This is a genomic window from Bacillus sp. 0909A (assembly GCF_036765115.1).
GTDB lineage: Bacteria > Bacillota > Bacilli > Bacillales > Bacillaceae > Bacillus > Bacillus mojavensis.
Genome location: NZ_JBAIZU010000002.1, coordinates 125,443 through 137,565 on the forward strand (window position 1 = coordinate 125,443; position 12,123 = coordinate 137,565).

General features: G+C 42.4%; 10 protein-coding genes. All 10 read right to left on the minus strand.

Going from position 1 to position 12,123, the window contains the following annotated elements:
* Nucleotides 1-22: 22 nt before the first annotated feature.
* The 10 genes from ymfI to dapA all read right to left on the minus strand — a co-directional run bounded on the left by ymfI (nt 23) and on the right by dapA (nt 12,098).
* Entirely contained in the window at nt 23-751 is a 729-nt protein-coding gene (gene ymfI / locus V6D42_RS05880; protein ID WP_333512659.1) for an elongation factor P 5-aminopentanone reductase, read from the minus strand.
* Between the two features lie 52 nt (nt 752-803).
* Nucleotides 804-2,090, minus strand: a complete 1,287-nt coding sequence (gene yfmH / locus V6D42_RS05885) for an EF-P 5-aminopentanol modification-associated protein YfmH (RefSeq protein ID WP_333512660.1) — start codon at nt 2,088-2,090, stop codon at nt 804-806.
* Nucleotides 2,087-3,364 carry an EF-P 5-aminopentanol modification-associated protein YfmF gene (yfmF, locus tag V6D42_RS05890; protein ID WP_333512661.1) on the minus strand — a complete coding sequence of 426 codons (1,278 nt, stop codon included), beginning with the start codon at nt 3,362-3,364 and terminating at the stop codon, nt 2,087-2,089. Before yfmF ends, yfmH begins: the two co-directional genes overlap by 4 nt.
* 253 nt (nt 3,365-3,617) lie before the next feature.
* A complete protein-coding gene (locus V6D42_RS05895; RefSeq protein WP_333513126.1) occupies nt 3,618-4,826 on the minus strand; it encodes an MFS transporter in 1,209 nt (402 codons plus the stop codon).
* 133 nt (nt 4,827-4,959) lie between these two features.
* Nucleotides 4,960-5,685 carry a GntR family transcriptional regulator gene (locus V6D42_RS05900; protein WP_010334301.1) on the minus strand — a complete coding sequence of 242 codons (726 nt, stop codon included), beginning with the start codon at nt 5,683-5,685 and terminating at the stop codon, nt 4,960-4,962.
* 133 nt (nt 5,686-5,818) lie between these two features.
* Nucleotides 5,819-8,188: an FtsK/SpoIIIE family DNA translocase gene (locus V6D42_RS05905; protein WP_333512662.1), complete on the minus strand. Its 2,370-nt coding sequence runs from the start codon at nt 8,186-8,188 to the stop codon at nt 5,819-5,821.
* Between the two features lie 130 nt (nt 8,189-8,318).
* Nucleotides 8,319-8,531: a YlzJ-like family protein gene (locus V6D42_RS05910; RefSeq protein ID WP_326192174.1), complete on the minus strand. Its 213-nt coding sequence runs from the start codon at nt 8,529-8,531 to the stop codon at nt 8,319-8,321.
* The gene (tepA, locus tag V6D42_RS05915; RefSeq protein WP_268446164.1) at nt 8,528-9,265 is read right to left on the minus strand and encodes a translocation-enhancing protein TepA; all 738 of its coding nucleotides are present in this window, start codon (nt 9,263-9,265) and stop codon (nt 8,528-8,530) included. Before tepA ends, V6D42_RS05910 begins: the two co-directional genes overlap by 4 nt.
* 115 nt (nt 9,266-9,380) lie before the next feature.
* The gene (rnjB, locus tag V6D42_RS05920) at nt 9,381-11,048 is read right to left on the minus strand and encodes a ribonuclease J2 (RefSeq protein ID WP_333512663.1); all 1,668 of its coding nucleotides are present in this window, start codon (nt 11,046-11,048) and stop codon (nt 9,381-9,383) included.
* Between the two features lie 177 nt (nt 11,049-11,225).
* Nucleotides 11,226-12,098 (minus strand): 4-hydroxy-tetrahydrodipicolinate synthase, encoded by an 873-nt coding sequence (gene dapA, locus V6D42_RS05925; RefSeq protein WP_010334296.1) that lies wholly within the window; start codon nt 12,096-12,098, stop codon nt 11,226-11,228.
* Between the last annotated feature and the right edge of the window lie 25 nt (nt 12,099-12,123).

A 12,123-nucleotide genomic window follows, 5' to 3' on the forward strand; every position in this document is an offset into this window, starting at 1 on the left:
AACTATACACATTTTATTTGCGTCAGCAGTGCCAGCCCCCGTTAACTGACAGAATCTGTCCAGTAATATAGGAAGCTTTTTCAGACATGAGAAATGCTACTGCCTCGGCAATTTCTTTCGGCTGTGCAAGCCGGCCGATCGGGATCTCATCAGCGATCTCTTCCAATTCATCCGGACTGAATTGATTCATCATGTTTGTATCTACAGCACCAGGTGCTACTGCATTGACCCTGATACCGCTTGGAGCCAGCTCCTTAGCCAGTCCTTTTACAAACGAGTGCTGTGCTCCCTTTGCCATGCTGTACAGCACCTCACACGATGCGCCAGTCTCTCCCCAAATAGAGCTGACTGCCACAATCGCTCCCGTTTTGTTTCGGATCATGCCTGGAAGAAGGTTTCTCGTCAGCATGTAAGGACTTGCCACATGCAGCTGAACCATTTCCTGTACCGTAGCATTATCTACATCAGTAATCAGCCCGAAATGGCTTCTGCCGCTGTTTAAAACGATCGCATCAACCGGCTGAACAATTGATTTTGATAGTTCATCAGCGCCAGTCGGAGTGGAGAGATCTCCTTGCAAAATATTAGCATCTATGCCAAACGCCCGTTTCAGTTTTTCAGCAAGCTCTGCTGCCGCGTCTTCATTCTGATTGTAGTGCAAAAGCAGATCATACCCCTCTGCTGCAAGCGATTCACTTATGCTTTTGCCAATACCGCCGCTTGCCCCGGTGACTAATGCTGTTTTTTTCATCCTCTTTCCTTCTTTCCGCAGAAAAACACCCCTCACGTTGGAGGGATGCATGTTAAGATTTAGGAACCACTTTGCAGACAGTCAGTCTGTCGTCAGCAATTTCCTCTTGTATGATTTGCTGCACATCCTCAAGGGTGATCTGCTCAAGAACAGTTACGATATCAAACAGGCTCATCTCCAAAAATGCATAGCGAGTGAATTGGTTAGCGATGTATTCAGGTGAGTTTAATGCCTTTAAAAATGACCCGATTTTTTTCTTTCTGGCAAGTTCAATCTTCTCAGCGGTGATGATTTCACCGGCACGAAGCAGATTGCCTTTAATGTCTTCAGCCAATTTATCCGGTTCAGGCGTGTCCCCGCCAATAGCCGCAAAACCGAACCCATATTCAGCCGTAAAATCAAAGCTGAACGTCTCATCAATATACCCTTTTTCATAAAGGGATTCATATTGAGCAGAGCTTTTGCCGAACAAAGATTCCAGCAATAGGTTCATTGCTAGTTCACGCTTGAGCAGCTCTTTCCCTAATCTATACGGATGCTTTGATTTCAGTCCGACGAGACATTTCGGTCCCTGAACATTCATTTTAATTTCTTTTTCTTTTCGGAAAACAGCTTCTTGCTCTTTTACTTCTTCCCGTTTAATTTCCGGCTGATCTGTATACGGTTTTCTTCCCTGATTTTCTCTTACCTGAGATATGATTGCTTCAGGATCAACAGGGCCGACTATAAAGAGGAGCATGTTGCTCGGATGATAAAACGTCTCATAACATTCATAAAGAAGGTCCTTAGTGATATGGGATATACTTTCTACCGTGCCGGCTATATCAATTTTGACAGGATGATCTTTGAACATGTTTTCAATTACCCCGAAGTACAGCCTCCAGTCAGGATTATCATCATACATGTTAATTTCCTGGCCGATAATCCCTTTTTCCTTTTCTACTGTTTTTTCTGTAAAATAAGGGTCCTGCACAAAATCAATCAGTGTTTCCAAATTGCGTTCCACGTTTGACGTACTCGAGAAAAGATAAGCCGTTCTTGTAAATGACGTAAACGCATTGGCAGAGGCGCCCTGTTTACTGAAATCTTGAAAAACATCTCCATCAGCTTTTTCAAACAGCTTATGTTCAAGAAAATGGGCAATCCCGTCGGGGACATGAACCATCTCGTCTTTTCCAAGAGGGACAAACTGATTATCTATAGACCCGTACTTTGTTGTGAATACCGCATACGTCTTGTTAAAGCCATTTTTCGGCAATACGTATACGTCTAGGCCGTTTGACATTTTTTCATGATACAGCGTCTCCTGAAGCTGTTCAAATTCGATTGGTTTTATCAAGATGCACCCTCCGTCCCTTTTAAGAAGTAAGTCGTATCAAGCTGAATTTTTTCGCCGACTTTAATGATATCCTCTTTTGTCACCCGCTCAATATTGGCAAGGAAATCTTCGATCGGAATATCGACTTGGGCAGCGGCCTGCTGATATAAAAATTCAGATAAACCGTACGCAGTATCAATTGTTTCCAGCACCTGATTCCGAATCATGGCTTTCGTCTGAGAGATGTCTTGCTCACTGAACTCCCCGTTTTTCATAGCCTGAAATTGCTCGGCAATAATAGAAACGGCTTGTTTGTAGTTTTTCACTTCAATTCCTGACATCACCATTAATAAGCCTTTAAAGCTATCAATACGGGAGGCTGCGTAATAAGCGAGACTGGCTTTTTCCCGAACATTAATGAAAAGCTTGGAATGAGAAAAGCCGCCGAACATTCCGTTAAAAACTTGTAAAGCTGAATAATCCTGATCCGTAAAGGTAATATTGGTCCGATAGCCAATATTCAGCTTGCCTTGTTTGACGTCTACTTCATCAATGACTTCTTTAGGCTCAGATTGTTCAGAATGGTTGTTCACAAATGCTTCCAGAGCGCGTTCCTCTGTGTGAAAATATTGATCAATAGCAGCTTGCACTTGTTTCCTGTCAACATCGCCGACGACATATAGATCAAGCTGGTCTTTTTGGATCGCGTTTCGGTATGTTTCATATAATTGATCGGCCGTAATGGCATCAACATCGTCGATCTCACCATTAACGTGCAGCGAATAAGGTTCATTTTTACACATTTCCTGTATAAGCCTTAGATTAGAGTAACGCATTTTATCATCATAAACCGCTTGAATTCTCTGCTTCAGCGTTCGTTTTTCTTGATCCACATATTGCGATTGAAAAACGCCTGCTTCTAAAGCAGGTGAAAAGACGATTTCTGCGAGAAGCTGGAGCCCTTTTTCAAGGAGAGGCGTCTGATCTTTTAAATATTTTTCATTCGGAATTTCAAGTCTGAATGTAATCACATGCTGTTCACCTTTTTTTGAGAGATCGGCCGAAACAGATGTGCCGTACAGTTCATCCAGATAAGAACGTAATTCTGCAGTTTTCGGACGGCTTTCTGTTCCGCGAAGCAGCACATGCGGGAACAGCGCTCTTTTCGTAACTTGCTCCTTTGTTAAGGGTGCCAGCATTTTAAAGATAAGCGAGACGGTTTTAAATTTTTCTGTTTCTACAATATGTGCGGTTAAACCGCCGTGCTTTGTTTTGACTTCATTGACATATGACATGTGAAACCTCCTTCGTTCATTTCTTATTAGTATGTATTATGACCAAATTTCAGCATTCGCAGAAACACTCTTTCATGTAATTATAGCAACTGTAGGATTTATAAGGAAACAATAACCTCTTGCGTATTAATAGTTCTTCCGCTGTTTGTGCTGTTATGATCCTTGTCCTCTTCATGCTTTTACGAAATGCGAATCAATCACTTATCTTACACAAGTTTTCTGCCGATTTTTCTCAGCAAAAAAAGACGGTTTGTCAAACCGTCCCTAAGTTTTTTTCTTCTTCACTTTTTTTAGCATCTATATTAAAGAGCACCAGAAATAAAGAAATAATCCCGCAAAACGCGGAAAGAATGAAGATAAGCCAGCTTGCATTAGACATCAATGCCGCAAACACAGGCGGCCCGAGAGCTACTCCAATAAAGCGCATACTATTGTAAAATGAAGAAATTGTTCCGCATTCCTCACTTTCAATCCCTTCCGTTATCAGCGCATCTAAAGCAGGTAGCGCCATTCCGATTCCAATTCCCCCAAAACTTAAAAAGATAAATAAAAAATAAAAACTGTGGTTCCACCACAAGCCGATAAAAGACAGGCTTAACATAATCATCCCTGTAACGACGCAAAATTTCATTCTTGCCTTATCTTTGCCGATCTTTTTACCCGCTATAAAAGAACTAATGGACAGGAATAAAAGAGGTATCGCCAGCAGCCCGCCTTTGGCCACTCCGTCAATTGTATATTTATTCTCTAGCGTATCTGATAAGTAAAATAATACGCCAAATAATAAAAACATAATGACGCATCCAATAATAAAAACTGTGTAGAGCCAGCGTCCATCCTGTTTAAAGATTTTCCGCACATTCTTGAGGAACTCTGAAATTGTAGGTGCATCCTCATCTTCTTCAGGCTTCTCCACCAGAAACAATACAAGCAAAAAGCTGATCAAACAGAAAAATGGAATAAACCAAAACGGGACGAACCAGTACCAGGATGCGAGTAAAGCGCCCAGTATGGGACTCAGCACTTTCCCCGAGGTGTTAGCGGTTTCAATATCGCCAAGACCGGCACTGACCTTTTCATCATCTCCCTTAAACAGATCGCCGATAAACGGCATGACGATGGGAGCTGCCCCTGCTGATCCGATGCCTTGAAGAACCCGTCCAGCCAAGATCATAGCATAAGGATTGTCTATATATGTCGAAGCAAAAGCAGCCACAGCTCCCCCTATTCCCGCAATAAGAAGGCATGGGAGCAGCACTTTTTTTCTGCCAAATCTATCCGACAGATACCCCGCGATCGGAATGCAAATGATCGCTACCACTGAATATACAGTGATAATTAATGATACTTGAAATGAATTGACCGACAGCTTTTTCTCCATCATCGGAAGCACGGGAATCAGCATGGAGTTCCCTAATGTCATAACAAGCGGTACGGAAGCCAGAGCAATAATATTTTTCATTCCTATTTTTTCTTTCAACATTTTCACCCATTCACTTAGTCATCCTTTATATCTTGCGTTAACCGCATTGAAAGTATGTACAAAGAAACATAAACCAGGCAATAAAAAAACAGACACATCACTGGCGTCTGTTTTAGAATCGTTTACGCAAAACATGGAATCTGAATTTGTCTGCTCTGAAATAGTTTAATGAATAAAGCACCGGTTTATCATGCTGATCATAATGCGTTTGTTTTAACAGTAAAAGAGCTGTTTCCGGATCACATTCCAGCACTGGAGAAATCGTATCATGATAGCCGATCGGCTCGATATCGGTTACGGCATAGCTGATGACAGAGCCTGAATTTTTCTCAAGCAGGTCAAACATAGACTCTTGCTGGTGAGAAAAAGAATCCGGCAATATATCCATCGGAATTTTGTCAATACAATACACAATCGGCTGTCCGTTTGCCGTTCTGACACGTTCAAGATAAAAAACTTCCTGGCCTGATGTCAGATGAAATCTCTTGATATCATCATCAGTCGGCATAAGCACTTGAGATGAAAGAAAGATTGTTCCTGGGATCATATTAGCCTGTTCAATCATTTTGGTTACACTGTTCAGCTGTTCAATGCCCGAAAGAAATAACGGCTTAGAATGGACAAAAGTTCCTACACCATGCCTTCTGATAATCACATGCTCTTCTTCCAATATCCGTAGTGCTTCACGCAAAGTCGCCCGGCTGACGCCAAGCTTTTTGGAAAGCTCAAATTCAGAAGGGAGCTTTTCTTTCTCAGTGTAGATTCCATTTTTAATATCCTCTTTAATTCGTTCAATTACTTTTAAATACAAGTGCCGATTATCAGCTTTTGTAGACATGTTTCCCCTCCGTAAACCACCTTCGATAAAAATTATTGAACAATTGGGACAACTATATCATGTTTTGTCGAAAAAATAAACAGCAAGGTGTACAGTTTACATAATGTTATTATTGTTGCCGAGCTCTCTTTCTTTAAGAAGAGAGCTCATCATGTTTTTCTTTTGATATTAAGACTTCCCTTGGTTTGCTGCCTTCATACGGGCCAACTACACCGCGTTCTTCCATTGCATCTATCAGACGTGCCGCTCTTGTATACCCGATTCTGAACCTTCTTTGCAGCATCGATACGGATGCAGTCTGCATGCCGACAATTAATTCGACGGCTTCATCATAAAGGTCATCGGTAACCTCAGTATGTGTTTCCGTTATTTCTTCAGGAATCATTTCTTCCTGATATTGAGCTTTTTGCTGCGTAATGACATGATCCACGACCTGCTCCACTTCTTCGTCTGACAAAAATGCTCCTTGTACGCGGACAGGCTTATTAGCCCCTACAGGTAAAAACAGCATATCTCCGCGTCCTAGAAGCTTCTCAGCGCCCCCCATATCCAGAATGGTCCTTGAATCCGTCTGTGAAGAGACACTGAATGCGATTCGTGACGGAATATTTGCCTTGATGACCCCTGTAATGACGTCAACTGACGGGCGCTGTGTCGCAATAATAAGGTGGATGCCGGCAGCCCGCGCCATTTGGGACAATCTCGTAATCGAGTCTTCTACATCAGATGAAGCTACCATCATAAGATCAGCTAGCTCGTCCACAATAACCACGATATACGGCAGCTCTGGCTGTTTTGCCTCTCCCTCATTATTGGAGCGTTTAATATAATCATTGTACCCTTCAATATTTCTAGTTCCTGTATGAGAAAACAGTTCGTACCGCCGTTCCATTTCATTGACAACCTTTTTCAAAGCTTGTGAAGCTTTTTTAGGATCAGTTACCACCGGAGCAAGCAAATGCGGAATTCCATTGTACACATTCAGCTCAACCATTTTTGGGTCAATCATCATCATTTTCACTTCATGCGGTTTAGCGCGCATCAAAATACTTGTAATAATGCCGTTGACACAGACACTTTTTCCGCTCCCGGTCGCGCCTGCAACAAGCAAATGAGGCATTTTGTTTAATTCAGCAAGCACGGCTTCGCCTGAAATATTACGGCCAAGTCCGATTAACAGTTTTGCATCAGGTCGATCATTAAGTTTTGACTCAAGCACTTCCTTCAGCGATACCATAGCCACTTCCGCGTTTGGAACTTCTATCCCAATGGCAGATTTACCTGGAATAGGCGCCTCAATCCTGATGTCTTTTGCAGCTAATGCAAGCGCTAAATCGTCACTTAGGTTGACTATTTTACTGACCTTTACTCCGACATCCGGATACACTTCATATTTCGTGACAGCCGGCCCGAGATGAACCTGTGTCACTTTTGCCTTTACGCCGAAGCTTTGGAAGGTGCGTTCGAGCTTTCTCGCATTTTCATAAATATTTTTTTTATCAGCCTGCTGGCCGGTATGCATCGGATCGGCTAATAAATCTAATGACGGCATCTGATAATCTTTATTTTCAAGTTCTGTAAAGGTCATTGGCGGAGCAACTGCCGTTTCATTATGGTCAGCCTCGGACTGATTTTCCTGAAGAGGTTCTGTGACCGGTTCAATTTGTTTTTCTGCAGCTGCCGGGGGCTCTTCCGATTCATTCCGGTCTGAAAAGCTTGAGATAATCGGCTCTGAATGAATGAGAGGCGATACCATTTCCTGCTCCTCTTCTTCAGCAGCGGGCTCTGGCTCCATTTGCTGTTTTTTGCGAGCCGGCTTTTGTTTTTTGCTAGTATTGGCTTTCGCCTTTTGCGATGATTTCATATTTGTTTTGACTGATTTCATGTCATCAATAAAAGCAAACCATTGTTCTTTGATAAAGCGGCCGATCGGGCTCATCCACTTTTTCAGCGTTTCTTGAAGAGAGCGCCCTGTGACCAGAATCAATCCGATCAAAATCATTACAATCGCCATAATTTGAGAACCAGTAGATGCAAACAAAAAGTGTGAAGCCGCAAACAGAAGCGCCCCGATTATTCCCCCGCCTAAATCAGGTGAAGCAGAACTCCCATTCATGTCCATTAAAAATAATTCCCATGTATTGCGGATCACGCTGGCAGACTCAATAGACCCTCTGTTCGTCAAATTTTTAAACAGCTGCACATGAGAAAGCAGCAAGATGCTTGCAATGATGCAGTACAGCCCCGCCTTTCGTCTCGTTAAAAGACTTGGCGTTTTTTTCTTCCAAAATAGTGAAACCCCTAAAACAAATAAGCCTAACAAGCATAAAATAAACCACTCACCAGCGAAAAAACGGAACAAGTAGATAAAGGTTTGTCCCACTACACCAAGCTGCAAAATGGCGATAATTGAGATAGCAATGCACAGCAATCCGTTTAATTCGTATTTTATGTTGAGCTGTTTTGCCTGTTTTTTTCTCGATTTTCTTTTTTTCTTTGCCACACTCATCACCTTACTGCGTTAAAAAATGTAAGTTCATACATAATGAAGAAAGCAGCCGTTTACTGGCTGCATTTTTTCTGTAGGATTCCCCTATTATAGCATATTTTGCCCTTAAAAAAGGGGAGGAATCTTATACGTTTAATTTTAGCTTTTGTCCGGGAGAAATATCCGGATGCAGAAAGTGCATGGGGTTTGTACTCATGACTTGTATAACCTCTGCTTCATTGCCTTTCATCTCGACAAGAAGCGGAACACCTCTATACTCGATTTGCTCGTGAGCACTTGGCTGTTGGTTCTGTTCTGCGAAAACAATTTCCTGCGGCATCATGGTATATAAAATCATTGAATCATCCGTCCTTCTTCTTCTCTCGCTTCCTCGATCAGCTCATTTAATTTATTGATCGCTTGGCCGACTCCGCCGACGTGATCAATCAGGCCATACTCGACGGCATCCTTGCCGACGACATTTGTTCCAATATCACGTGTTAAGTTTCCTTTTGAAAACATCAGCTCTTTAAACTTATCTTCATTTACATTTGAATGGCTTGTTACAAATTTAACGACTCTTTCTTGCATCTTATCCAAGTACTCAAAGGTTTGAGGCACACCGATCACCAGTCCCGTCAGCCGAACGGGATGAATCGTCATGGTAGCTGTTTCAGCGATATAGCTGTAATCACAAGATACCGCAATTGGCACACCGATGGAATGTCCTCCGCCAAGTACAATGGAGACGGTCGGTTTTGACAAGGATGCGAGCATTTCAGCAATCGCAAGACCTGCTTCCACATCTCCGCCGACTGTATTTAATATAATAAGCAAACCTTCAATTTTTGGATTCTGCTCAATGGCAACGATTTGCGGGATGACATGTTCATATTTTGTTGTTTTGTTTTGCGGAGGCAGCTGAACATGGCCTTCTATTTGTCCGATAATGGTCAGACAATGGATATTTGTATCTTGCGGCAGCTGCGGAAGTGTCGTTTCCCCTAGCTGCTGTATTTTATTCATAATGCTGTCTTTCGCATCATTTTTTTCAGGACGTTCTTCTTGTGTATTTTCCATACGATGATCCATTTCGCTTTCACCCTTTCCGAGTTTCTCTTTGTATTATGAACAAAGATCTTCGATTCAATCCCGGCATAACAGGCAAAAAAATAAAGACCGGAGCAGCTCCGGTCTTACGTTTCCATTAGACTTCCATAATAATTGGGATGATCATCGGTTTACGTTTTGTTTTTTCATATAGGAATTGGTTCAAAGCATCTCGCATTGCCTGCTTAAGCGTTGACCATTCAACATTTGATGTTTCAGTTGCTTCAGTCACGATAGAGCGTACAAGCTCAGTAGCCTGTACGATAAGGCCTTCAGACTCTCTTACATAAACAAAACCGCGTGTGATAATCTCAGGACCTGATACAAGATGTTTCTTTTGTTTATCAAGGGTAATGACAACAATCAGTATGCCGTCTTGTGAAAGTAAGCGGCGGTCTCTCAGCACAATATTTCCGATGTCGCCTACACCTAAACCGTCGATTAAAATATTGCCGTATGGCACTTTATCACCGATCTTTACGTTTTGGCCGCGGAACTCGACAACGTCTCCTTTTTCAATTAAGAAGATATCACTGCGCTTCATGCCGATTTCTTCAGCGATTTTTGAATGAGCCTTTTGCATTCTGTATTCGCCGTTTACAGGAATTAAATATTTTGGTTTAAGCAGATTGATCATCAGCTTTAACTCTTCCTGTGAGCCGTGTCCAGACACATGCACACGCTTTTGTGCAAAAATGACTTGTGCGCCAGCTCTGGCAAGCAAATCTACTGTTTTAGAATAAATGAGTTCCTGCCCAGGGATCGGTGTGGATGCAATTACAACTGTATCCCCTTCTTCGATATTCAGCTGCTTGTGGGCTTTGTTTCCCATTCTTGTCAGAGCTGCCAACGGTTCACCATGGCTGCCGGCAGTTACAATAGCTACTTCGCGCTTCGGATATTTTTTGACGTCCTGAACCGAAATAAACAGTTCGTCATCTGCTTCAATATATCCAAGCTTTCTTGCAAGCTGAAGGATCGATTGAAGGTTTTTTCCGGCAACGGCAATCTTTCTGCCATTTTGAGCCGCTGCATGAATGACTTGCTGAATCCGGTTAATATTGGATGCGAAAACAGCAATGATTACCCGGTTCTCTGAATTGTAAAGCGCGTCCGAAATCTCTCCGCTGACAACAGCTTCCGAAGGGGTGTAACCCGGACGTTCTGCATTTGCACTGTCAGAAAGCAGAGCAAGTACGCCGCTGTTGCCGATTTTGGCAATCTCGCCAATGTCGCATGATTGATTAAGTGCGGGTGTTTGGTCAAATTTGAAGTCTCCCGTGCATACAATAGACCCAAGTGATGTTTTTAAACTAACGCCTACTGAATCAGGGATACTGTGGATCGTATTAAAGAACGATACCTTTGTTGATTCAAATGTAATGACAGATTTTGAGTGAATTTCTCTTAAATCAGCTTTTCGGTTATGTCCGTATTGCTTTAATTTTTCTCTTAACAGTGCAAGCGTCAGCTTTGTTCCGTATACAGGAACAGACAGCTTGTTTAACAAGTAAAAAACGCCGCCGATATTCTCATCATGCCCATGTGTTAAAAAGATAGCCTTGACGCGGTCAGATCGTTCAATTAAATATGATATGTCAGGAATCACCACATCAATACCAAGCATTTCATTTTCTGGATGCATAAGGCCGGCATCAACGACAAATATGTCTGAATCAATTTCGATGACATAAAGGTTCTTCCCAATTTCTCCGACACCGCCAAGGGCGATAATTCTAACGTTTTCTGTATTTTTCTTTTTCAAAATCTATATCCTCCTAGTCTCATACCCGTCCATCATCACTTGTTCCTATTATAACTGAAAGTAATTTTAGAAAACAAGATAAAGCAGAAGGTTTAGGGAAAACCAATATGTATAAGAAACGGTCAAACTCAGGTGGAATGAGAATGACCGCGTTTGTTTCACTGTATGAAATTTTTCTTACAGTTCGCTAATCGCGCTGCTTAAGCTCAGACGTTCATCTTCGTTTAACGGGATAAGAGGAAGACGCACTGAACCGACATCAAGGCCTTTCAGCTGAAGAGCTGTTTTCACAGGAGCCGGGTTAGGCGCTTTAAACAGTTCCTTCATAATCGGCAGGAGTTTCTGGTGAATCAGTGCCGCGTTAGCTGTTTGCCCATTTGTATAATTTTTGATCATTTGCTGCATATCAGAGCCTACGATATGGCTTGCGACTGAAACGACACCTCTTCCTCCTACTGACAGAACAGGAAGCGTCAAGGCGTCATCTCCAGAATAAACGGAGAAATCTTCAGGTGTTTCCGCAACAATTTTTGTAATCGCTTCGAGGTCTCCGCTCGCTTCTTTAATCGCAACAACATTCGGAACATCTGCCGCTAAACGGATAGTCGTCTCAGGAGCAAGAGAAGCAACGGTGCGGCCCGGCACATTGTACAGCATAACAGGAAGAGACGTTTCAGAAGCAACAGCTTTAAAATGCTGGTACATGCCTTCTTGTGAAGGTTTATTATAGTACGGTGTAACGAGCATGACCGCGTCTACGCCCGCTTCCTCAGCTTTTTTTGTGAGCTTAATGGAATCTTTCGTGTTGTTGCTTCCAGTACCCGCAATAACGGGCACTCGGCCGTTCACTTCTTTGACCGTATATTCAAATAGCGCTATTTTTTCTTCTGTTGAAAGGGTTGGAGATTCTCCTGTCGTTCCCGCTACTACTAAAGAATCTGTTCCGTTTTTCAACAAGTAGTCAATCAGTGTAGACAATTTTTGAAAGTCTACATTCCCTTTATTGTCAAAAGGTGTAATCATAGCTGTAGACACATTTCCGAAATTCATTTTTTTCACCTCATCATGATTCAAT

Coding starts and splice junctions, on each gene's coding strand:
- dapA (WP_010334296.1), bottom strand. CDS start 12,098: ATGAATTTCGGAAATGTGTCTACAGCTATGATTACACCTTTTGACAAT.
- ymfI (WP_333512659.1), bottom strand. CDS start 751: ATGAAAAAAACAGCATTAGTCACCGGGGCAAGCGGCGGTATTGGCAAA.
- V6D42_RS05900 (WP_010334301.1), bottom strand. CDS start 5,685: ATGTCTACAAAAGCTGATAATCGGCACTTGTATTTAAAAGTAATTGAA.
- V6D42_RS05895 (WP_333513126.1), bottom strand. CDS start 4,826: ATGAAAAATATTATTGCTCTGGCTTCCGTACCGCTTGTTATGACATTA.
- yfmF (WP_333512661.1), bottom strand. CDS start 3,364: ATGTCATATGTCAATGAAGTCAAAACAAAGCACGGCGGTTTAACCGCA.
- V6D42_RS05910 (WP_326192174.1), bottom strand. CDS start 8,531: ATGATTTTATATACCATGATGCCGCAGGAAATTGTTTTCGCAGAACAG.
- tepA (WP_268446164.1), bottom strand. CDS start 9,265: ATGGATCATCGTATGGAAAATACACAAGAAGAACGTCCTGAAAAAAAT.